The sequence below is a fragment of the Nonomuraea sp. SBT364 genome, from assembly GCF_001083785.1.
Classification (GTDB): Bacteria; Actinomycetota; Actinomycetes; order Streptosporangiales; family Streptosporangiaceae; genus Nonomuraea.
Map to the genome: position 1 here is coordinate 1 of NZ_LAVL01000028.1, position 22420 is coordinate 22420.

Genomic DNA, 22420 nt, shown 5'->3' on the forward strand with positions numbered 1-22420 from the left:
GCTCTCGCGGAAAAGGATCTCCGGGCGTAGCGTTGGCGGTATGCGGCAGGCACACGCTGAAGACGCCAGGACCGAGGCCAGACGAGTGATCCGCAACCTGCTGGGAGAGGACCGCCCGACGGCCGAGACACTGGTCGCCGACGCGCGCCCGATCGTCGGGGACGAGCGGTGCGACCGGTGTCTGGGGCTGGCTCTGGGCGCGTCGCTCACGCGGCGGTCGGCGGAGCTGGCCGCGATCGCCGCGCTGCTGGTCGGCACCAGGGAACTGGGCGCGGAGTGGTGGACGCGCCCCAGGGGCGGGAAGCTGCCGGCGCCCGACGAGGTGCTGCGCACGGCCGTGGCGATCGAGCCGTGGACCGATCTGACCGCGCTGGAGATGCTGGCCGCCTGGGCGTCCGACGATGCCGCCGACGCGCTGTGGGGCAAACCGGTCGCCCAGGTCGACCTGAACTCGTGGCAGGCCGAGGACCGCTTCGAGCTGCCGGAAGGGGTGCGGCCGGGGCAGCGGCTGGTCGTGCACTTCGACGCCGGTGGCCGGCTGGACGCGGTCGTGACGCGGCGCCCCGACGAGGACCTGGGCTCCAACCTGGACTTCCACTCGCTGCGCTACTCCCGGCCCGCCGAGGCGCAGTGGAGCTGGGGGGTGGCCGCCGGGCTGGGCCCGCACCGGCTGCCGGGCGAGGACCCCGACCCGTACGCCCGGCCCGTAGACGAGGAGGCGGTGCGGATCCTGCGCGACTGGGCGCTGCGGCACGGCGCCACCGCGCAGCAGCTCGGCGAAGGCTGGGGAAGCGTCGGCGACGTGGTGGCCGCGATCGAGCGGGTGGACTGGATGTGGCGCAGCGGCGAGTGGTTCGGCTGGTGGCGCGGCGCCTCGGCGCTCGTCGACGGCTCGGCCTACCTGCCCTACCGGCTGGAGGAGCTGGCCTCCGGCTGACGCCGCCCTCCGGGATCGCGCCGCTCGGCCGGAATCACCGCAGCGGGGCGGTGGTTGTCAGTGGGCGTGAAGGTTGAGATTTTCTCTGACATCGTCTGCCCTTGGTGCTATATCGGGCACACCAGGTTCGCCCGTGCCGCGGAGGCGTTCCGGGCCAAGGGCGGGGTCATCGACGTGACGATGCGCCCGTACCAGCTCAACCCGGACGCCCCGGCCGAGGGTGAGCCGCTGATCCCCGCGCTGGAACGCAAGTTCGGCGCGAACGTCCCGCAGATGGTCACCCGGGTGACCGCCACCGGCGCCGAGGACGGCCTCGACATCCGCTTCGACCGGGCGGTCAGCGCCAACACGTTCGAGGCGCACCGGCTCGTCGACGTCGCCGCCGCGCAGGGGCTGGGCGAGGAGATGGCCGGGCGGCTGTTCCGCGCGCACTTCACCGACGGGCTGAACGTCGGCGACCCCGGGGTGCTGGCCAAGCTGGCCGCCGAGACGGGTGTGCGCGACACCGGCGAGGGGGCCGGCGGAGTGCGCGAGCAGATCGCGAGGGCCGCCCAGCTCGGGATCACGGGGGTGCCGCTGTTCCTGTTCGAGGGGCAGTTCGCGGTGTCGGGGGCGCAGCCGGTGGACACGTTCAGGGTCGCGATCGACGAGGTGGCCGCCCGCACCGGCCAGACGCCCATCACGCCGCTCACCCCGCCCGGCGACGGCTGCGACGACGGTTACTGCGCCGTCTGAGCGACCCGGCCGCCACGACGGGTGCTGTGCCTCTACTGAGCCGCGTGCGTGGCTCCCGGGGCTCCCGGGGCTGTGGTGCCCTCGCCGAGCAGGCCCGCGCGGTGGTGGCGGCGGCACAGGACCTGGTAGCGCACCGGGGAGGCGTCGGTGTCGCCGATGACCACCTGCTCGCCGGTGCGCGCCAGCTCGCCGCCGACCACGCGGGCGTTGAGCCGGCCCGGCCGGCCGCACCAGCACAGCACCTCGACCTGCAGCCGGCACACCTCGTCGGCCAGCTCGAACAGCCGCTGCGCCGCCGGGAACATCACCGACCGGAAGTCCGACGCCAGCCCGAACGCGTACACGTCGATCCCGTGCTCGTCCACCAGATCGGCGAGCTGCTCGATCTGCTCTACGGTGTAGAAGCACGCCTCGTCGCAGATCAGGTAGTCGATCTTGTCGTGCCCGGTGACCAGCGCTACCAGGTCGAGCGCGTCGCCGACCTCGATCGCCTCCAGGCCGAGCCCGATCCTGCTGGTGACCCGGGGCCCGCCCGACCGGTCGTGCTTGGTCAGCACCAGCCCGCGCCTGCCCTGGCGGCCGTGGTTGTAGTTCATCTGCAGCGCCAGCGTGGACTTGCCGCAGTCCATGGGCCCGAAATAGAACTTCAGCACGGCATCACGCGCACCAGGCGGCACAGGAGACAGGGCAGACGATTCAGTCACGGGGTGCCACCTTAGCGGCTTGGCTTGTTCCATGACCTCGTGGGACATTTCTCCTCTGGAGTATCAGGAGGAACCGTGGTCCATGACAAACCCCCGTCGCTCGACGCGATGATGACCCCCGACGAGGTCACCGCCGCGCAGGCCGACGCCGCCCGCTGGCGGTACGGCTTCTTCGTGGTCGTGACCGGCATCATCGCCGTCCTCGTCGCGTTCGGCGCCGCCGTGTTCGCCACCGGGGAGCTCGCCGCGCTGTTCGCCGGGGTGGCCGGGGTGATCGGCACCATCATCGGCGCCTACTTCGGCGTGCAGGCGGGCCAGTCGGGGAAGGCCAGGGTCGAGGCCGAACTGTCCAAGGCGCAGGAGATGGTGGTCCGGCTCGCCGCGTACGTGGGCACCGAGAACGCGCCCAAGGTCATCGACGAAGTGCTCGGCCGTCGCCGAAGCTAGAGGAGCCATGCGCAGCGTCCGTATCGGAGTCGACACCGGCGGGACGTTCACCGATGTGGTGGCGGTGGACGAGCAGACCGGTGAGATCGTCACGACCAAGACCCCCTCCACCCCCGCCAACCCGGCCGACGGCTTCCTCACGGGCGTCGGCAAACTGGGCGAGCTCGACGTCGCCTCGATCGTGCACGGCACCACCGTCGCGACGAACCTCCTCCTGGAGGACCGGATCACGAACCTGGGCCTGATCACCACGGAGGGCTTCGAGTACCTCCTGGAGATCGGCCGGCAGAGCGTCCCCGACGGCTACGGCAACTCCTACTTCTGGGTCAAACCGCCCCGGATCGTCCCCGTGCACCTGGTGAAGACCGTCGGCGGCCGGCTGGACCACCGGGGCGCCGAGGTGCGCCCGTTCTCCGAGGAGCAGGCGGCCGAGGTGGCGCGCTGGTTCCGGAGCCGGGGCGTGACCGCGATCGGCGTGTGCTTCCTGCACTCCTACGCCAACCCGGACCACGAGCGGCGGATGCGCGAGGTGCTGGCCCGCGAGCATCCCGAGGCCGTGGTGTCGCTCTCCAGCGACGTGCTGCGCGAGTACCGCGAGTACGAGCGCGCCGTCACCACCCTGGTCGACGCCGCGGTCAAACCGGGCATGCGCGCCTACATCGCCAACCTGTCGAGCCGCCTGGGCAAGCCGTTCTCGGTGATGAAGTCCAACGGCGGCGTGCTGTCGGCCCGCGAGGTCGTCCACCAGCCCGTCACCACGGTCCTGTCGGGGCCGGCGGCGGGCGCGCTCGGCGCCGGGCTGATCGCGGCCAACGCCGGGCACCCGTCGGTGATCACGCTGGACGGCGGCGGCACGTCCACCGACGTGGCCGTGGTGATCGACGGCGAGCCGTCCGTCACCACCGAAGGAGCCGTCGGCCGCTACCCGTGCAAGATCCCGATGATCGACATCGTCACCGTCGGCGCCGGCGGCGGCTCGATCGCCTGGATCTCGCCGGAGGGCACGCTCAAGGTCGGCCCGCGCTCGGCGGGCGCCGACCCGGGCCCGCTCTGCTACCGGCGGGGCGGCACCGAGGTGACGGTCACCGACGCGCACGTCTACCTGCGCCGCATCCCGCCGCACCTGCTCGGCGGCGAGATCCCGCTCGACTACGACGCCGCCCGGATGGGCATCGAGGCGCTGGCCGGCAAGCTCGGGCTCACGCCTCAGCGCACCGCGACGGGCATCCTGGAGATCAGCGCGTTCAACCAGAGCAACGCGATCCGGCAGCTCACGGTCAAGCGCGGGCTCGACGTGCGTGACTTCCCGCTGGTGACGTTCGGCGGTTCGGGGCCGCTGCTGGCGTGCCGGCTCATCGACATCCTCGGCCTGCCCGCCGTGATCGTCCCGCCCGAGCCGGGCAACGTCTCGGCGTTCGGCCTGCTCACGGTCGACGTCAAGAACGACTACGTACGCACCTGCGTCACCCGCGACCTCGACCTGGCCGGCGCCGCCAAGATCTTCGGCGAGCTGGAGGGCGAGGCCGCCGAGGCGCTCGACCGCGAGGGCTTCGACGAGCCCGTCCACGTACGCAGCGCCGACCTGCGCTACTACGGCCAGGCCTACGAGGTACGCGTCCCGGCTCCGGCCGGCCCGCTGGACGAGGAGTGGCGCGCGCAGGTCGTCGGCCGCTTCCACGACGCCCACGAGAAGCTGTACGGCTACGCCTACCGCGACGACGGACGGCACGGCGTCGAATGGGTCAACCTGCGCGTCTCGGGCATCGGCCCCATCACCCGGCCGGTGATCCGGCGGGACCCGTACCAGCGGATCGAGCCCGTCGAGGCGAGCAGGAGCGTGCACTTCGAGGAGGCGCACGACACCCCGGTCCTCCAGCGCGCCGCGCTGGAGGCGGGCGCGGTCGTCGAGGGGCCCGCCGTCATCGAGGAGTACGGCTCGACCATCCCGATCCATCCCGGTTTCTCCGCGAAGGTGGACGAGTACGGCAACCTGGAGGTACGGCGTGACTGACCCGATCCTCGTGGAGATCGTCGAGGGCACGCTCGCCTCGGTGGAGAAGGAGGTCGAGACCGCCATCGCGCGCACGGCCCGCTCGCCGATGATCCGCGACGCGCACGACTTCCGCGCCGGCATCCACGACGTGCGGCTGCGCAAGCTGACCGGCCGCTCCTACAGCGCGCTCGTGCAGCCGGTCGTCCGTGACTTCCCGGCCGCGACGATGAAGCCGGGCGACGTGTACTTCCACAACGACGTCTACCTGTCCGAAGGCGGCATCGGCCACCTGCCCGACCTGTGCGTCACCGTGCCGGTCTTCCACGACGGCGCGGTGGTGGCGTTCGTGCAGGCGTTCGGGCACCACGACGACATCGGCGGCGCCGTGCCGGGCTCGATGCCGTCGCACGCCCGGTCGGTGTACGAGGAGGGGCTGATGGTCCCGCCGATCAAGCTGTGGGACCAGGGCGTGCCGAACGAGGCGGCGCTGCGCATCATGACGCGCAACTCCCGCATGCCCGACTCGCTGGCCGGCGACCTCGACGCCGAGTGCTCCGCCTGTCTCATGGGCGCCCGCCGCCTCGGCGAGCTGTTCGAGAGGTACGGCAGGCAGGCGGTCGAGGAGTGCTTCGACGCGATCATCGCCAAGACGACCGAGACCTTCCGCCGGGAGTTGCTGGCCAAGATCCCCGAAGGCACGTACACGTGGGAGGACTACGCCGAGCACGACGGCGTCGACGAGCCGCGCCTGCACGCCCAGCGCATCACGCTGACCGTCGACCACGCCGCCGAGGCGCCCCTCACCATCGACTTCACCGGCACGTCACCGCAGGCCAAAGGCCCGATCAACCACGCGGGCGACTACGCCGACGGCGTCTTCCTGAAGAAGTGGCTCGCCCCGGTGCTGCGCAACCTGGCCGACACGCCCGAGCGCATGGCCGAGCTGGACGTCAACGAGGGCGTCGTCCCCCTCATCAAGATGATTTTCCCGGAGAAGGGCACGCTGCTCACCCCGGTCTTCCCCGCGCCCACCAACGCCCGCACGTTCGTCATCCTGCGGCTGCTCGGCGTCCTGGCCGGGGTGCTGGCCAAGGCCACCGGCGGCCGCATGCCCGCCGACCAGGAGACGATCCGCTACACCGGCGTGCACGGCACCGGCGACGACGGCCCGTACCTCATGCGGGAGGTGCTCGGCGGCGGCTCCGGCGGGCGCTGGTACGCCGACGGCGAGGACACCATCCACGTCGTGCCCGACTCGCGCAACATCCCCGTCGAGTTCGCCGAGGCGCGCTGGCCGTTCCGGGTCGAACGCCTCGGGCTGGCCTGCGACTCCGGCGGGCCCGGCATGTACCGGGGCGGGCTCGGCTACGACAAGCACATCAGGATGCTCCGGGACGCGTCGTACATGTCCATCGCCGACCGCTCGATCCTGTCGTGCTGGGGCGTCAACGGCGGCCTCGCCGGGCGTCCCTTCCGTGTCGAGATCGCCGGCAAGGAGATGGAGGGCCTGGTCGACGACCACCCGGTGCAGGCGGGCGAGCTCATCCGCATCCGCACCACGGGGGGCGGCGGCTGGGGCTCCCCGTACGACCGCGACCCGCGCGCGGTGGCGGCCGACGTCCGCGACGGCAAGGTCTCGATCGCCGGCGCCCTCGGCGACTACGGCGTCGTCCTGGACGGCGACCGCATCGACGAGCAGGGCACCGCCGAGCTCCGCGCCCGCCTCCGCCCGCCCGCCGACCGCTTCTTCGACCGCGGCCCCGGCTATCCGCGCCTGTCGGGCGGGCGCGCGTTCGCCGAGGTGGACGAACTGTAGAGATTGTCACGTCACGTGAGGGGCGGGGCCGCCATGAGCCGTCGTGAACCCCCCGTTCTCCGCGTACGTCGACGAGTCGTGCTGCCGGCACGTGGCCTCCACCTCCCCCGTAGGGGGCCTGTTCCAGGCGTGCCCGCCCGCGTACGCAGTGTCACCTGGGATGCGGGGCTGTCATGATGGGCTGCGTTTCCGGACCTTGACCCTTTGGAGGACGCAGTGCGCATCGCTCTCGCCGGGCTCGCCACCAGCCATCCCTACACCGATGCCCGCACCCTGGCCAGGCATGCCGAGCTGGTGGTGTGGGAGCCGGACGGGGAGCGGCTGCGGAGGTTCACCGAGGAGCATCCCGGGGCGCGGGTCGCGGGAAGCCTGGCGGAGGCGCTGGCCGACGGGCCGGACGGGGTGGTGCTGACGGTGCCGAACCCGCGGGTGCCGGAGGCGCTGGCGGCGGTGCTGGAGACCGGGGCGGCGTGTTTCGTGAACAAGCCGGCCGCCGCCACCCGGGAGCAGCTGGACCGGCTGGACCGGCTGGCGATCCATGACCGGGTGATGTCGGGCTCGGTGCTGCGGTTCGCGCCGGGGTTCGCGGGGGTGAAGGCGGAGCCGGGCGAGGTGCTGTCGGTGCGCGCGACCGTACGGCATGACGTGGGGCTCTGGGCGACGGGCTACAACGCCTGGCAGGACACCCCGTCGGAGGGCGGCGGGACGCTGGTGACCATGGGCGTGCACGGGGTGGAGCTGCTGGTGGCGCTGCTCGGCCCGCAGGTGCGGCTGGTGGGGGCGGCGGGGGCGACGCGGCACTACGGGACGCTCCGGTCGGAGGACACGGGGGTGCTGGCGCTGCAGTGGGAGAGCGGGGTGACCGGCGTGGTGGAGGTCCTCGGGGTGAGCGACCAGGAGTCCTACGGCGTGACCCTCTACCGGCGTGACGGCGCCGACCGGGTGGTGATCGAGCCGGGCGACGACCCGGTGCTCGGGCTGGGTTACGCGGGGACGATCGAGGCGTTCCTGCGCATGGTGGCGGGCGCGCCGAGCCCGGTGCCGTGGGCGCAGACCAGGGCGATCCTCGGCGTGCTGGTCGACGCGCGCGAGAGCGTCTGACGGCGGGGAAGGCGGTCCCCGTGCGGGGGCCGCTCATCGCGGGAGTGTGTGCCCGTTGACAGCGGGAGTCTGTCGCAGTTACGGTCTGGACCGTAAATGACGACAGAGGGGGATCCCGCGTGCGGACGACAGCGGAACTCGAGGAGCGGCTGGCGCGGCCGAGCGCCGGGCTGGTCGAGGACCTCGGAAAGCTCGACGGCGACATCATGATCCTGGGCGCGGGCGGCAAGCTCGGCCCGAGCCTGGTGCGGCTGGCGCTCAACGCCACCCGCGGCGACCGGCGGATCATCGCCGTCTCCCGCTTCTCCGAGCCGGGCCTGGCCGACGCGCTGACCGGCGAGGGCGCCACCGTGGTGAGCGCCGATGTGGCCGACGAGCGGGCGCTGCGCGAGCTGCCCGAGGCGCCGAACGTGGTGTTCCTGGTCGGGGCCAAGTTCGGCACGCAGGGCCGCGAGCACGCGACCTGGTACACCAACGCGTACCTGCCCGGCCGGGTCGCCGACCGGTTCCGCGACAGCCGCATCGCCGCGCTCTCCACCGGGAACGTCTACCCGCTCGTCCCCGTGACCGGCGGCGGCAGCGTCGAGGAGGACCGGCCCGGCCCCGTCGGCGACTACGCGATGAGCTGCCTCGGCCGCGAGCGGGTGCTGACGCACTTCTCGGAGCTGCACGGCACCCCCATGTCGCTGATCCGCCTCAACTACGCCGTCGAGCTGCGTTACGGCGTGCTCGTCGACCTGGCGCAGAAGGTGCTCGCCCGCGAGCCCGTCGACCTGGCCACCGGTCAGGTCAACATCGTGTGGCAGGGCTACGCGAACGAGGTGACCCTCCGCTCGCTGCTGCTCGCCGGCACCCCGCCGTACGTGCTCAACGTCACGGGCCCGGAGCTGATCTCGGTCCGGCGGGCGGCGCTGGAGCTGGGCGCGCGCCTGGGCGAGGAGCCGGTGTTCACCGGCGAGGAGGCGCCGACGGCGCTGCTGTCGAACGCCTCGCGGTGCCACCAGCTGTTCGGCTACCCGGAGATCACGCCGCTGGAGCTGATCGACCACATCGCCCGCTGGGTGTCCGACGGCGGGCCGATGCTGGGCAAGCCGACCAAGTTCGAACGCCGTGACGGCCGTTTCTAGAGCCGGCGGACCATCTTTCATGACAAGGGGGACACACGTGCTCAGCACGGCTCCAGAGGCGCAGACGTCGGTGCGTGACCTGTTCAGGCGCGGGCTGGTGATACCGGCGCACCCGCTCGCACTGACCGAGGACAGGAAGCTCGACGAGCGCCGCCAGCGCGCCCTGACCCGCTACTACGTCGAGGCCGGCGCGGGCGGTCTGGCGGTGGGCGTGCACACCACGCAGTTCGCGCTGCACGGCACGGACCTGCTGCCGCCCGTGCTGGAGCTGGCCGCGCGGACCGCCGGTGAGTTCGAGCGCGAGGTGGTGCTGGTGGCGGGCACCACCGGGCCGACCGCCCAGGCCGTGGCCGAGGCCGAGCTGGCCAGGTCGCTCGGCTATCACATGGCGTTGCTGAGCCCGTACGCCGAGCTCGACGAGGACGCGCTGGTGGAGCGGGCGCGGGCGGTGGGCGAGGTGCTGCCGGTGATCGGCTTCTACCTGCAGCCCGCCGTGGGCGGCCGGCCGTTGTCGCGGGACTTCTGGACGAGGCTGGCGTCGATCGAGTCAGTCGTCGGCATCAAGGTCGCCCCGTTCGACCGCTACCGCACGCTCGACGTGCTGCACGGCGTCGTCCGCGCGGGGCGCACCGCCGAGGTCGCCCTCTACACGGGCAACGACGACCACATCCTGGCCGACCTCATCACGCCGCACCGGGTGGTGGTCGACGGGCGGAAGGTGGAGGTCGAGTTCGTCGGCGGGCTCCTCGGCCAGTGGGCCGTCTGGGTGCGGCGCGCGGTGGAGCTCCTGGAGGAGGCCGGGCGCGCCCGCGCGGGCGACGACACCGCCGTGCGCCGCCTGCTCACCCTCGACGGGCACCTCACCGACGCCAACGCGGCCATCTTCGACACGGCCAACGGCTTCCACGGCTGCATCCCCGGCATCCACGAGATCCTGCGCCGCCAGGGCCTGCTGGCGGGCCGCTGGTGCCTCGACCCGGCGGAGGAGCTCTCGCCGGGCCAGCTCGCGGAGATCGACCGGATCTGGGCGGCCTACCCGTGGCTCAGGGACGACGACTTCGTGGCCGAGGGCCTGGCCCGCTGGCTGTCCTGACGGCCGGCGCGTGTCAGAGCATCAGCCGGTACAGCGTCAGCGGCCGCCCGCTGGAGCCGCTGGTCAGGTTGCCGGTGCGCTCGGCGAGACCGGCGAGCTCCAGGCGGTGCAGCATTCGGCGGGCGGTGCGCTGCTGGACGGCGAGCCGGTCGGCGATCTCCCGCGTGGTCAGCGGCTCGTCGCCGGCGGCGTCGCGGGCCTCCAGGAGCTTCTCCAGCGTGGGCACCGACAGGCCGACCCGCCGGGAGATGACCGACAGGTTCTGCTCGGCCGCCGGCCCGGTCGGGACCGACTCCAGCACGATGTCGGTGTCGGCGCGCAGCGACAGCACCGCCGCGACGTCGCCGATGCGGCGGGCGCGGGCCAGGGCGCGGCGGGCCAGGCTCTCCGCCTCGGCGGCGCTGCGGCCCAGGCCGAAGCCGACCCGCACCACCTGGTTCTGACTCGCCAGGCGGGCCAGCAGCGGCAGCCCGGTGAAGCCGACCGTGGCGTCGAACAGCGGCCCGCGGGTGGTCACCAGCAGGTGCGTGCCGCCGCGGAAGGCGGCGACGGTGCCGCCCAGGGCGGCGGCCTCGCGCAGCAGCCCCTCGTCGTTCTCCACCTCGATGAGGCCGAGCGCGATCTGCGCGTCCTCCTGGGCCTGGCCCTCGGCGGTCAGCAGGAGCTGGCGCAGCGCGACCCGCACCGAGTGCGTCGACGGGGCCAGCCGCAGCACGTGCGGGTCGTCGCGCAGCGACTCGTACACGGAGCTCAGGCAGGTGATCACCGGGTGGGCCGGGCCGCGCCGGTGGAAGGCGATGGCCTTCTTCGACGTCATCTCCGGCCGGTAGGGCAGGGTGCGCAGCTCGTCGGTGGGCAGCCCGGCCTCGGCGAACGTGGCCGTCACGTCGGCCGCCGGCAGCGTGTCGATGGACAGCCGGGTCACGTCCACGCCCTCGTGCTGCAGCCGCACCAGGGCGCTGAGCAGCGTCGCGCCCGTGTAGTCGACGAACGCGGCCGGGCGGGTGAGCGCCTCGGCGTCGCGGGAGAGCATGTACGGCACGATGCCGGTGAACAGCCAGCCCTCGACGGAGGAGGCGTGCGCCTCCACGATCGCGGGCGCCTGCGACTCGTGGTCGTAGTCGAGCCGCAGGGCGCTGAGGCCCGGCTGCTCCTCGCAGGTGGCCGCGACCTGGTCGACCAGATCATGCGGACCGACGACACCGATGACGATCGCCACCCACGTCTCCCTTTTCGTTATTAACGGTCAAGACCGCAATCGTAACCTGTGAGGTGCTCTGTGAAGTTCCCGTCCATGGCCGAGGCGGACGGCCGCACGCTCGGCGACGAGGAGGTGGCGGCCGTCGAGCGGGTGATCCGTTCGGGGATGCTCAACTCCGTCTGGGGCACCGAGGCGCGGGCGCTCGAACGCGAGATCGCCGAGCTGCACGGCGTGCGCCACGCGATCGCGTGTAGCTCCGGCACCGCCGCCCTCCATCTCGCGGTCGTGGCCGCCGCACCGGATCCCGGCGACGAGATCATCACGACGCCGATCACGGATTTCGGGACTGTGGCCCCCATCTTGGCGCAGAACGCCGTTCCTGTCTTCGCCGACGTAGATCCCGCCGACGGCAATCTCGATCCCGGCGCCGTCGCGCGGCTGATCGGGCCGCGCACCCGGGCCATCATGGCGGTGCACCTGTTCGGCGCCCCGGCCCGGGTGGACGAGCTGCGCGCCCTGGCCGACCGGCACGGGCTCGCGCTGATCGAGGACTGCGCCCAGGCGTGGCTGACGGAGCTGCCCGCAGCTCGTCCGCCCGGGCCGGGCGGGGCCAGGCTCGCCGGGACCGTCGGCGACGTGGCGTGCCTGAGCCTGCAGCAGTGGAAGCACATCACCTGCGGCGACGGCGGGCTCACGCTGACGAGCGACGACGAGCTGGCCCGGCGGATGCGGCTGTTCTCGGACAAGGGCTGGGACAGGTCGGCCGGCCGCTCGCACGCCGCCTTCGGCCTGAACTACCGCATGACCGAGCTCCAGGCCGCCGTAGCGCGGGCCCAGCTCGCCAAGCTGCCCCGGGTGGTCGCCGACCGCCGCCGGACGGCCCTGGCGCTCCTGGAGGCCCTGGAAGGCCAGGAGGGGCTGGAGGGGGTACGGCTGCCGCGCCCGGACGGCCACGCCTGGTGGCTCTTCCCCCTCGTGCTGCCCGGGGGCGGCGCGCCAGAGCTGGCCGCGCACCTGCGGGCGGCCGGGATACCGGCGCGGGCCGGATACCTGAACGAGCCCCTCAACCACGCCCCCGTCTGGCAAGGACCGATATATGGAGCCTCTCGCTACCCTTTGGAGGGGTACGCCCCCCGTCCGTGCCCGGAGGCCGAGCGGATGGTCGCCGAGACGCTGCTGGTCATCGACTGGAATGAGAACTACACCTCGGATCACATCAACCTCATAGCCCACGAGATGACGAAATTTCGGGCCCTCCCGTAGTCACGGTCAGGTATCAGGGATTGACCGCGCCGAGGACGCGTCACTAGGTTTCGGTCAGGACCGGTATTAGTGAAAGGATGCCGCCGATGAGGAAGACAACGGCCCTGGGCGTCGCGCTCGCACTGAGCGTCGCCGCCGCCGGGTGCGGATCGTCCAGCGGGTCGGACAAGAGCACGGTGACCCTCTGGATGTACCCCGTCATCGGCGACCAGGCCAAGAGCCAGGCGTTCTGGGCGAAGGTCGAGAAGGACTTCGAGGCGAAGAACCCGGCGATCGACGTCACCGTCGACCAGCAGCCGTGGGAAGGCCGCCAGGAGAAGGTCACCACGGCCCTGGTCTCGAAGAAGGGCTTCGACCTGGTCGTCCTCGGCCCCGACCAGATCCCGCAGTACGCCCAGCAGGGCACGATCGAGCCCGTCGACGACGTCGTGGCCACCGCGAAGGGCTCCTACCTGCCCAACTCGCTCAGCGCCCTGACCGTCGACGGCAAGCTCTACGGGGTCCCGATCTACCAGACGATCACCGCCCCCATCTACAACAAGAAGCTGTTCACCGACGCGGGCGTCGAGAAGGTCCCCGAGACGCTGGAGGAGCTCAAGGCGGCCGCCCCCAAGCTGGCCGCCGACAAGGTCGCCGTCCTCGACTACCCGGGCAAGCCCGAGGTCAGCCTGAACCAGAGCTTCTACCCCTTCCTGTGGGCCAACGGCGGCACCGTCTTCGCCGCCGACGGCAAGAGCGTGGCCTTCAACGGCCCGGAGGGCGTGGCGAGCCTGCAGCTCCTGCTCGACCTCAAGGCCGCCGGCGGCCTGCCGGAGAACGCCGCCAGCAAGGGCAACGACATCGAGGGCGGCGCGCTGGCGGCGGGCAAGACCGCCATGTACCACGCGGCCACCGCGCTGCAGGCCGTCCAGCTCGGCGCCGCCATCGGCGAGGAGAACGTCGGCATCGGCCTGCCCCTGGAGGGCAGCAAGCGGGTCGCGTTCGGCATCCCCGGCGGCGTCGTGCTCGCCAAGCACACCGAGAACAAGGACGCCGCCAAGAAGCTCGCCGGCTACCTGGCCTCGCCCGAGGTCGCCGCCGAACTGGCCAAGGAGTCGGGCTTCTTCCCGGCCCGCACCGACGTCACAGTGCCGGACCAGTCGGAGTCGGCCAAGGAGTTCGCCAAGTCCCTGCAGTACGCCTTCCCCGGCGACACCCACCCCAAGGCCCGCCAGGTGATGGGCCTCATCGCGCCGCACATCCAGGCCGCGCTGCTCGGCCAGGAGGACGCCAAGACGGCCCTGGACGCGGCCGCCGAGGAGGCCAACACGCTGCTCAGCAGCGGCGGCTGAACGAGAAAGGAACGCCGTGCGTCATCGCATGCGTGACCCGGTCACCGGGCTGCTGTTCGTCCTGCCCGTGCTCGTCCTCTTCCTGATCTTCCGGATCTTCCCCTCACTCGGGGCGGCGGGCATGAGCCTGACGAACTGGAACATCGGCGGAGAGTGGAGCTTCGTCGGCGCGGACAACTACGCCAGGCTGCTCGACGACGTCAACTTCTGGCTCAGCCTGCGGGTCACGCTGGTGTACGCGGCCATCTACGTGCCGCTGACCGTCCTGGTGGCGCTCGGCACGGCGTTGCTGCTCAACCAGGTGGTGTTCATGCGCGGGCTGTTCCGCGGCATGCTCTTCCTGCCGTACGTGACCAGCTTCGTGCTGGCGGGCATCGTCTGGCGCTGGATCTACGAGTTCGACGGGCTGATCAACGGCCTGATCGGCAAGATGGGCCTCGGCCCGGTCGCCTTCCTGGAGGAGGCGTCGCTGGTGCTGCCCGCGCTGGCCGTGGTGTCGGTGTGGAAGGGCTTCGGCTACTCGATGCTGATCCTGCTGGCCGGGCTCAAGTCGATCCCGGGCAGCTACCTGGAGGCCGCGACGGTCGACGGGGCTGGGCCCTGGCAGAAGTTCCGCCGGATCACGCTGCCGCTGCTCAAGCCGACGCTCTTCTTCGTCCTGATCATCGAGACGATCGGCGCCTTCCAGGTGTTCGACACCATCTACGTGATGACCGGCGGCGGCCCGGCCCGGGCCACCTACACGCTCATCTACGGCATCTACGACCACGGCTTCCGCTCGTTCGACTTCGGCTACGCCGCCACGTGGGGCGTGGTGCTGTTCGCGATCGTGCTGGTCGTGTCGCTGATCCAGCGCCGCTTCCTGGACCGGGGGAACACGTGACCATCACCGCCTCCAGGCCGCTCACCCGCGACCGGGCCGCCGGACGGCCGCGGCGCCGGCGGGCCAGGTGGCCGCTCGCCGCCCTGCTGGCCGTGCTGTCGCTGCTGACGGTCGCGCCGTTCCTGGCCATGTTCGTCGTGGCGCTGTCGCCCGCCGGGCAGCCGACCCTGCCCGCCCAGTGGCCCGACTCGCTCACCCTGGACAACCTGTCCAAGGTGCTGTCGGCGTCCGGGTTCGTGAAGTGGACGGTCAACTCGCTGCTCTACTCGGTCGTGTCCGTGGTGGTCATCCTGCTCACCGCGTCGATGGCCGGTTACGCGTTCGCCAAGAAGCGCTTCCCGGGCCGCGACGCGATGTTCTGGACGTTCCTGGCGACCATGATGGTGCCGTTCCAGGCGACGCTCATCCCCACGTTCGTGCTGGTCAACAGCCTGGAGGGGGTCGACACGTTCTGGGGGCTGATCGTGCCGACGCTGGCCAACTCCCAGGCGGTCTTCCTCATGCGGCAGTTCATCATGGGGCTGCCGGACGAGCTGTTCGACGCGGCCAAGGTCGACGGGGCCTCCGAGCTGCGGGTCTATCTGACGATCGTGGTGCCGCTGACCAAGCCGATCATGGCCACGCTGGGCGTGTTCGTGTTCCTGTGGCACTGGAACGACTTCCTGTGGCCGCTGGTCGTGGGGCAGAGCGACGCCACCCGGACGCTGACCGTGGGGCTGACCACGCTGCGCACTGAGGAGATGCAGCTGTCGATGCTCATGGCCTCGGCGACGATCTCGGTGATCCCGTGCCTGCTGGTGTTCTTCCTGCTGCAGCGGTACCTGGTCAACAGCATCGCGATGACCGGGTTCAAATAAGCTCCTTTCGTGGATATTTCGGCTCAAGCGCTCCGGGATCGGCTCCGCGGCACCCTCGTCGCCGCCGCGGCCACGCCCATGACGGCGGCCGGCGAGGTGGACCCGGACATCGTGACCCGCTACCTGGCGGGTCTCGTCGAGGACGGCGCGGGCGCCCTGGCGGTCCTCGCCCACACGGGCCGGGGCCCGTACCTGCCGCCGGCGACCCGGGCCACCGTGATCGGGCGCGCGGTCGCCCTCGGCGTCCCGGTCCTGGTGGGCGTGGGCGGCGAACCCCCGACGGGCCCCGGTCCGGCGGGGCCGGCGGGGCCGGAGGAGGAGGCGCGGGTCGCGGCGAGCCTGGGCGCGGCCGGGGTACTGGTGTTCCCCTCGCCCGGCGACAGGCTCGCGCAGCACGAGGCCGTCTGGCGGGCGGCCCGGCTGCCCATGATCGCCTTCGACCTCTACACCCGCCCCTGCCCGCCCGGCGTGCTGCGCGACCTGCTCGCCCACCCGGGCGTGGCGGGACTCAAGACGGCCCTGCTGTCGGACGCGATGGGCTGCCAGCTGGCCATCGCCCTCGCCAGGGACGCGGGCAGGCTCGCGATCACCGGCGAGGACCGCATGTTCGCCCCCTCCCTCCTGTGGGGCGCCGAGGCGGCCCTGGTGGGCATCGCCGCCGCGCACGTCGGCCTGACCGCCGCCGTCATGCGCGCCTTCGAGGGCACCGACCTGCGCGCCTTCCACGAGGCGTCCTCCCGCCTGGACCGGCTGGCGACGGCCACGTTCACCGGCCCGATGGAGGGCTACGTCCAGCGGATGCTGTGGCTGGCCGCCGCCGAGGGCCGCATCCCGCACTCCCACGCCTTCGACCCGTACGCGCCTCCGCTGCCGGACGGGGAGCGGGCGGCCGTGCTGGAGGCCCTAGCATCGGGCCATGCCTGACACGCGCCCGGACACGATCCGGCAGCTCTCCACGAAGGTGGTCTACGACAACCCCTGGATGGTCGTCCGGGAGGACGAGGTCGAGCGGCCCGACGGATCGCAGGGCATCTACGCCTACGTCGACAAGCCCGACTTCGTGATGGTCGTCCCGATGGAGGATGACGGCTTCCACCTGGTGGAGGAGTATCGCTACCCGATGCGCCGCCGCTCGTGGAGCTTCCCCCAGGGCACGGCGGTGGCCTCCAGCCGCGAGGAGGAGGCCAGGATCGAGCTGGCCGAGGAGACCGGGCTGCGCGCCGGGAACTGGACGCTCCTCGGCGCGCTCGACAACGCCCACGGCCTGGTCAACCAGCAGCTGTACGTCTACCTCGCCACCGACCTGGAGCGCGGGCCGGTCAACCGGGAGCACACCGAGCAGGACATGCTGCACCGGTGGGTGCCCCGAGCCGAGTTCGAGCGGATGATCCGCGCTGGCGAGGTGAGCGACTCGGGGACGATCGCGGCCTACGCCCTGCTCGCGATGGGGCTCACGTCAGGGTCTGGGTGATCTCGTCGCGGCCGGCTTCGTGCGCGACGACCGCGCGGGCGCCGTTGACCAGCGGCATCCACGGCGGCACGTGCCCGCACTCGACGTCGGCGATGATCGGCACGCCGAGCCCGCCGAGCGCGTCGAGCACCGCCTCGTGCTGGGTGAGCGTCAGGAGCCCGGGGGCGCGGGTGCGGCCGACGAGGATCGCGGTGGCGCCGGCGAAGAAGCCGGCCAGGCGCATGCCGTGCAGGTTGCGGCAGATGGTGGCCGCGTCGTGCTCGCACGCCTCCACGTAGACGATCAGCCCGTCGCCGGCCAGGGGCGTGGTGTCGAGGTAGGGCGTGCCCGCGAGGTTGCACAGCATCTCGACGCAGCCGCCGATCAGCCGCCCCTCCGCCCGGACGTCGCCGTCGCCGTCCAGGCGGGTCCACCGGCCGGGCGTGTCGAGGGTGAGCTCGTCCACCTCGGGCGCGTTCTGCCAGTCGTCGCGGCCCTGCGCCCGGTAGCGGCCGGGCGGGGTCTGGGTGAACGTCGCGCCGGGCGGCATCGTGACGATGTCCAGCCAGCCGGTCAGCCCGTCCGGGACCCGGTAGGGCGTGTCCATCAGGTTGTTGCCGTGGATGGTCGCGATGCCGCTCAGCAGCGTCAGCGGCGTCATGATCGTGGTGTTGTCGGAGTAGCCCACCAGCCAGGTCGGCTCGGCCGCGCCCAGGGCGTCCCAGTCGAGCAGCGGCAGCAGGTCGATGCAGGTCTCGCCGCCCCACGGCGGGATCACGGCCTTGATCGAGGGGTCGGTGAGCATGTCCGTCAGCTCGCGGGCCCGATCGGCCGCCGGCGCGCTGACGTGCCCGGAGCCGTCCATGCAGGCGCCGACGACCACTTCGTAGCCGCGTGCCTCCACGGTGCGGATGGCGGCCCGGAGGCGGTCCTCAAGGCTCTTGTCGACGCCGCTGGACGGTGAGGTGACCCCGATCCGGTCACCGGGGCGCAGGGAAGACGGATATCGCATCCCCGTTTACTAGCACGTACGAATCAGTCAAAACTAGCGAAATACGTCGCGGACATGTCCTCGTCGCCGTGGCCCTGGGCGTCGGCGCGGCGGAAACGCTCGCGCGCGGCGGCCACCACGTCGAGCCTGACGCCGGCCGACTCGCCCGCCTCGACGATGAGACCGGTGTCCTTCTCGGCGTTGCGTACGGTGAAGCTCGGCTCGAAGGAGCCGTCCAGGATCGCCCGCGACTTGACCTGGAAGTAGGCGCTGTCCATCGGCCCGCCCACGATCACCTGGCGGACCAGCTCGGGGTCCACGCCGAGGCCCCGGGCCAGCGCGAGCGACTCGGCGACGACGGCCGTCAGCGAGATGCCGAAGCTGACCGTGGCCATCTTCAGCCGGGACCCGGCCCCGGAGGCTCCGTCGTCCGCCAGCCAGAGCGTGCGCTGGCCGAGCGCGCCGAAGACGGGTTCGAGCGTCTCCCTGGCCGCGGGCGGCCCGGCGGCCAGGACGACCAGCGTGCCCTGCTCGGCCGGCTGCTTGGTGCCCTGCACCGGCGCGTCGACGAACGTCAGCCCGTGCGCCGCGGCCAGCTCCGCCAGCCGGGCGACGCCGGCCACGCCGACGGTGCTCATCTGCGCCCACACCTGCCCGGCGCGCAGCCCGGGCGCGGCGGCGGACATGGCGTCGTGGACGGCGCCGGCGTCGCTCAGCATCGTGATCACGACGTCGGCGCCGTGCACCGCCTCGGCGGGCGTGCCGGCGATCACCGCGCCGGCCGCCTCCAGCGGCTCCGCCTTCTCCCGCGTACGGTTCCACACGCGGACGGGCAGGCCCGCCGCGAGCAGGTTGCCCGCCATGGGCGCGCCCATGATCCCTGTTCCGAGTACTGCGACGCCGGTCATGCGTCCCACGTTAGCCGGTGACGGCGCCGATCACCGCCTGCCGTCGATGGCGATCCGCACCAGGTTGCGGCCCTTGAGCCCGTACAGGGCGCGCCGGGACGGGTCGAGGGCCAGCTTGGGCTCGCCGCCGAACCACTGGCCCGCCAGCCCCTCGACGACGGCCGACGCGGTGAACCCGCGCAGGTCGATCTTGTACACCTTGTCGCCGTCGGTGCAGTACGCCACCCGGCCCACGAGGAACAGGTCGCCGCCCTTCGGGCCGACCTTGAGCGTCCGGGTGACCTTCCTGCCCCGCAGGTCGAACTCGAAGACCACGCCCGTGTTCGTCATGCCGTACAAGTGACGGGGGCCGAGCGCGAGCGCGGAGATGTAGCGGACCCCCGGGACGGGCTCGGTCTCCCACAGCGGCTTGCGCGCCGACAGGTCGTAGGCGACCAGGCGGGCGCTCGTCGTGACCGGCGGCAGGCCGAGTCCCTCCTGGGTGAGGGTGCCGAGGTAGGCGGTGCCGCGCCGGGTGACGACCGAGTAGACGGTCTGGCGCTCGACGGCGGGCCGCTGGGTGACGTACGCGCCGGTGCGCGGCGAGTAGAAGGACAGGGCGCCGTTCATGTGGCCGGGCTCGGGCTGGGTGGGCATGACGAGCTGGCCGGTCCTGGCGTCCCAGGCCAGGTCGCGCGGGCGGTCCTGCTGGTTGCCGGTGCGCGCCAGCAGGGTGGCCTCGGCGTCGCCGGCGCGGTGCGAGTAGAGCGCGGCCTGGGTGTAGACGCCGATGTAGGTGGTGCCCCCGACGGTGAGCATGGTCTTCGGCTCGCCCGGGATGGGCAGCCGGGTGGTCTTGCCGGTGGCCAGGTCGTGGATGTCGGCGCCGCTCTTGCCGCCCACGTAGACGCGCTCGCCGTCGGAGTGCACCGACATCGGCTCCTCGGCCGCCGCCCGGAAGCCGCGCTGCACCAGGTTGCGGTACTCCAGCGAGCCCGTGGCCGGGTCGTAGACGAACACCGCGTTGTCCTGGACTCCGTATATGCGGCCCTCGTGGGCCAGGATGCGGTGGGTGGCGGCCTCGAAGTACGGCACGCCGAGCACCTCCAGCTCGCCGGTGTCCAGGCGGCAGCGGTAGAAGGTGCCGGAGGGGCGGCCCGCGAAGTACACGTAGCCGTCGTGGATGAGCACCGAGACGATGTACTTCTCGCCCGGGGCGGTGGCCTTGACGACCTTGTAGTCGGAGGGGTCCGCCTTGTTCAGGATGATCAGATCGGCCAGCGAGTTCATGCCGCCCGCGATGTGGGTGTCGGAGACGCTCATGCTCGACACCCAGTCGCGGTCCACCTCGGGCGGCAGCAGGTTGCGCCGCTCGCCGGTGGCCCGGTCGATCGCGATGAGGTGGGCGTTGGCGCCGACGCCCGCGTAGACGTGGGTGTCGTCGGCCTGGATGCCGCGCACGTACGCCTCGCCGGGCGCCGCCTCGCCCAGGTCGCGGGTGGTCCCGGTGGCCGGGTCGTACTCCTTGACCTTGCCCGGCTCGGAGGTGCCCAGGTAGACCTTGCCGTCGGGGGAGGCGGCCAGGGTCCAGATGAAGTGGTCGGGGTAGGAGGCGACCTTGGTGACGGTGCCCGCGACCGTGTCGAGCTTGTACAGGTCGGACTTGGCGTGGGTGCCGACGTAGACGTCGGTGCCCACCTTGCACATCGCCCACACGCCGACGCCGGTCGGGATCTCGAAATGGGCGGTGACCGAATCCTGGGCCAGGTCGTAGGCGCCGACCACGTTGGGCGACAGGCCGCGCGACCCGGCGTAGAGCACGCCGCCGACGAACTCGGCGTTGCCCAGCGGGCTGGCGACGCTGGCGGGCCCCAGGTCGGTGAGCGTGCCTTCGGGGGGTGCGGTGGCGTGGGCGGCCGTGGCGGGCAGGGTGGCGGGCAGCGCGGCGGCCGCCGTGGACGCGGCGGCCACCTGCAGGAAACGACGACGGGGGATCATGTGCGGCTCCCTGGGAAGGTTTGCGCCGCACGCTATAACGGGCCGGTCCGTAATGTCTAGATCGCGAACAGCTCCGCGGCGTTGCGCCAGGCGACCCGCTCGGCCGTCGCGCCCGTGAGCCCCGCCGCCGCGACCGCGCCGAACGCCGAGGACGGATCGATGAGCGTGGCGTCCGTGCCGAACAGCAGCCGCCGGTCGTCCACGGCCGCCACCACCTCGGCGATCCGGCCCGCCGGGGCGTGCGACCAGCAGGGCTCCAGGTAGAGCCGGTCGCAGCCGTTCGCGGCCTCGATCGCGTAGCGGTAGCCGTCGGCGCCCATGTGTCCGGCGATGACCCGCAGGCCCGGGATGTCCAGGCACACCTGCGCCAGGTCGAGCACCGAGGGGCCCCACGTGTGCACGAGCGCCGGCCGCCCGGCCTCGGCGGCCAGCTCCAGCGCGGCCCGCATGCGCGGCGAGGTCACCGGTGAGCCCGTGTAGTCCGTATGGATCTTGACGCCGACCCAGGGCCCGGTCAGGTCACGCAGGTCCTCGGCCGCCTCGCGCAGCCGCCGGGGGTTGACCGTCACGTACCCGTAGAGCCGGTCCTGCCCTTCGAGCACCTTCGCCAGGGCCCGGTTGCCCGCCTGGGCGTCGTAGATGACCGCCTCGGTGGCCGACACGATCGCCTTGCCGATGCCGTAGCGGTCCATGGTGGCCAGGCTCGCCCCGGCCACGTCCATGGTGAAGAACCACGGCCCCCAGTGCGCGTGCACATCGATGATCATGAAAGCAGCCTCCTCGCGTTGCCCCCGGCGACGGCGGCGACCTGCGCCGGGTCCAGTCCGCCGGTCGCCAGCCGCAGAAGCGGCACGATGGGTTCGTAGTGCGGCGCGCGGGTGCCGTGCAGCAGCCGCTCGGCCCCGACCTCGGCGGCGACCGTCTCCAGCGCGTCGGGGGAGTTGAGCAGCCGCGTCGAGGTGTGGAACCCGGGCTCCTCCATGGCGGCCACCAGGAAGTCGCCCAGGTGGTAGAAGTGCGTGTCGAGGAAGACGACCCGGGCGCCGATCCCGGCGAACGGCTGCCAGAAGCGGCGCACGTCGCCGCCGGTCAGCACCACCAGCCCGAGCTCCGTCGCACGCCGGGCGACGTGCCGCACCGACGGGAACGACGCCTCCACGCCCTGCTCGTCCGGGAACAGCCGCACCGCCCGGACGCCGGCCCCGGCCAGCCTGTCGAGCTCCCGGCCCGCGCCCACCGGGTCGCGCAGGTCGACCGTGCCGACGGGCAGCCAGCGCGGGTCCGCCGCCAGGGCCAGCACCTCGTCGTTGCCCTGCCGTACGTCGAACAGGGCCGCCCGCAGGCCGGCGACCGCGCCGGTCCGGGTGCGGTGGCCCGCCAGCAGCTCGCCCACCGACTCCGGCGTGCCGGGCGGCCCGTCGCGGTCGGGGAAGGCTCCGACGAGCACGTCCACGTCCAGCGTCACCTCCAGCCCGCCGATCAGGCTCCACGCGTCGAACGGCATTGCGGGCCCCTCCTCAATCGTCATGCGCGTCATCATGCCATTGACGAACCGCGCTCATAAAGTTACGGTCTGGGCCAAAATCGTGCACCAATGAACGCGAGG

21 protein-coding genes are annotated in these 22420 nt (G+C 72.2%); 14 read left to right on the forward strand and 7 right to left on the reverse strand.

Annotated features, from left to right (window positions below; translation table 11 throughout):
• Positions 1–40: 40 nt before the first annotated feature.
• Both ADY59_RS15720 and ADY59_RS15725 read left to right on the forward strand, forming a co-directional pair.
• Positions 41–937 (forward strand): hypothetical protein, encoded by an 897-nt coding sequence (locus ADY59_RS15720; protein WP_049562810.1) that lies wholly within the window; start codon positions 41–43, stop codon positions 935–937.
• 66 nt (positions 938–1003) lie between these two features.
• Positions 1004–1672, forward strand: coding sequence for a DsbA family oxidoreductase (locus ADY59_RS15725; RefSeq protein WP_063780667.1), 669 nt, complete (start codon positions 1004–1006; stop codon positions 1670–1672).
• A gap of 32 nt (positions 1673–1704) precedes the next feature.
• Here the strand turns inward: ADY59_RS15725 and ADY59_RS15730 are convergent, their stop codons facing one another.
• The gene (locus ADY59_RS15730) at positions 1705–2325 is read right to left on the reverse strand and encodes a thymidine kinase (RefSeq protein ID WP_197093673.1); all 621 of its coding nucleotides are present in this window, start codon (positions 2323–2325) and stop codon (positions 1705–1707) included.
• 126 nt (positions 2326–2451) lie between these two features.
• Between ADY59_RS15730 and ADY59_RS15735 the strand changes: the two genes are divergently transcribed.
• The 6 genes from ADY59_RS15735 (at position 2452) to ADY59_RS15760 (ending at position 9953) form a co-directional block, all read left to right on the forward strand.
• Positions 2452–2823, forward strand: a complete 372-nt coding sequence (locus ADY59_RS15735; RefSeq protein ID WP_049562814.1) for a hypothetical protein — start codon at positions 2452–2454, stop codon at positions 2821–2823.
• A gap of 7 nt (positions 2824–2830) precedes the next feature.
• Positions 2831–4834, forward strand: a complete 2004-nt coding sequence (locus ADY59_RS15740; protein WP_049562816.1) for a hydantoinase/oxoprolinase family protein — start codon at positions 2831–2833, stop codon at positions 4832–4834.
• On the forward strand, positions 4827–6632 hold the full coding sequence (locus tag ADY59_RS15745) for a hydantoinase B/oxoprolinase family protein (protein WP_049562817.1): 1806 nt from the start codon (positions 4827–4829) through the stop codon (positions 6630–6632). The genes ADY59_RS15740 and ADY59_RS15745 overlap by 8 nt, the downstream gene beginning before the upstream one ends.
• A gap of 216 nt (positions 6633–6848) precedes the next feature.
• Positions 6849–7733, forward strand: a complete 885-nt coding sequence (locus ADY59_RS15750; RefSeq protein WP_197093674.1) for a Gfo/Idh/MocA family protein — start codon at positions 6849–6851, stop codon at positions 7731–7733.
• A 119-nt stretch (positions 7734–7852) separates the two neighbouring features.
• Positions 7853–8860, forward strand: a complete 1008-nt coding sequence (locus ADY59_RS15755; protein WP_049562821.1) for an NAD-dependent epimerase/dehydratase family protein — start codon at positions 7853–7855, stop codon at positions 8858–8860.
• Between the two features lie 19 nt (positions 8861–8879).
• Positions 8880–9953 (forward strand): dihydrodipicolinate synthase family protein, encoded by a 1074-nt coding sequence (locus ADY59_RS15760; protein WP_049562822.1) that lies wholly within the window; start codon positions 8880–8882, stop codon positions 9951–9953.
• A gap of 13 nt (positions 9954–9966) precedes the next feature.
• Here the strand turns inward: ADY59_RS15760 and ADY59_RS15765 are convergent, their stop codons facing one another.
• Positions 9967–11172: a hypothetical protein gene (locus tag ADY59_RS15765; protein WP_063780668.1), complete on the reverse strand. Its 1206-nt coding sequence runs from the start codon at positions 11170–11172 to the stop codon at positions 9967–9969.
• A 60-nt stretch (positions 11173–11232) separates the two neighbouring features.
• Here ADY59_RS15765 and ADY59_RS15770 point away from each other — a divergent pair, with 60 nt between their 5' ends.
• The 6 genes from ADY59_RS15770 (at position 11233) to ADY59_RS15795 (ending at position 16959) form a co-directional block, all read left to right on the forward strand.
• Positions 11233–12417, forward strand: coding sequence for a DegT/DnrJ/EryC1/StrS family aminotransferase (locus ADY59_RS15770; RefSeq protein ID WP_156325527.1), 1185 nt, complete (start codon positions 11233–11235; stop codon positions 12415–12417).
• An 86-nt stretch (positions 12418–12503) separates the two neighbouring features.
• Positions 12504–13748: an extracellular solute-binding protein gene (locus ADY59_RS15775; protein WP_049562824.1), complete on the forward strand. Its 1245-nt coding sequence runs from the start codon at positions 12504–12506 to the stop codon at positions 13746–13748.
• 28 nt (positions 13749–13776) lie between these two features.
• Positions 13777–14631, forward strand: coding sequence for a carbohydrate ABC transporter permease (locus ADY59_RS15780; RefSeq protein ID WP_049562825.1), 855 nt, complete (start codon positions 13777–13779; stop codon positions 14629–14631).
• Positions 14628–15488 (forward strand): carbohydrate ABC transporter permease, encoded by an 861-nt coding sequence (locus tag ADY59_RS15785; RefSeq protein WP_049562827.1) that lies wholly within the window; start codon positions 14628–14630, stop codon positions 15486–15488. Before ADY59_RS15780 ends, ADY59_RS15785 begins: the two co-directional genes overlap by 4 nt.
• Positions 15489–15497: 9 nt before the next feature.
• Entirely contained in the window at positions 15498–16412 is a 915-nt protein-coding gene (locus tag ADY59_RS15790) for a dihydrodipicolinate synthase family protein (protein ID WP_197093675.1), read from the forward strand.
• Positions 16405–16959, forward strand: a complete 555-nt coding sequence (locus tag ADY59_RS15795) for an NUDIX domain-containing protein (RefSeq protein ID WP_049562830.1) — start codon at positions 16405–16407, stop codon at positions 16957–16959. The genes ADY59_RS15790 and ADY59_RS15795 overlap by 8 nt, the downstream gene beginning before the upstream one ends.
• On the opposite strand, the gene ADY59_RS15800 is transcribed toward ADY59_RS15795, so the two are convergent.
• Genes ADY59_RS15800 through ADY59_RS15820 form a run of 5 tightly spaced genes read right to left on the reverse strand, consistent with a single transcriptional unit; the run spans position 16940 to position 22342 of the window.
• Entirely contained in the window at positions 16940–17950 is a 1011-nt protein-coding gene (locus ADY59_RS15800) for a S66 family peptidase (RefSeq protein WP_049562834.1), read from the reverse strand. The genes ADY59_RS15795 and ADY59_RS15800 overlap by 20 nt on opposite strands.
• A 23-nt stretch (positions 17951–17973) precedes the next feature.
• Positions 17974–18837: an NAD(P)-dependent oxidoreductase gene (locus ADY59_RS15805; protein WP_049562835.1), complete on the reverse strand. Its 864-nt coding sequence runs from the start codon at positions 18835–18837 to the stop codon at positions 17974–17976.
• A 30-nt stretch (positions 18838–18867) separates the two neighbouring features.
• Entirely contained in the window at positions 18868–20814 is a 1947-nt protein-coding gene (locus ADY59_RS15810; protein ID WP_049562837.1) for a PQQ-binding-like beta-propeller repeat protein, read from the reverse strand.
• 56 nt (positions 20815–20870) lie between these two features.
• The gene (locus ADY59_RS15815) at positions 20871–21581 is read right to left on the reverse strand and encodes an amidohydrolase family protein (protein ID WP_049562839.1); all 711 of its coding nucleotides are present in this window, start codon (positions 21579–21581) and stop codon (positions 20871–20873) included.
• The gene (locus ADY59_RS15820; RefSeq protein ID WP_231618738.1) at positions 21578–22342 is read right to left on the reverse strand and encodes an amidohydrolase family protein; all 765 of its coding nucleotides are present in this window, start codon (positions 22340–22342) and stop codon (positions 21578–21580) included. Before ADY59_RS15820 ends, ADY59_RS15815 begins: the two co-directional genes overlap by 4 nt.
• Between the last annotated feature and the right edge of the window lie 78 nt (positions 22343–22420).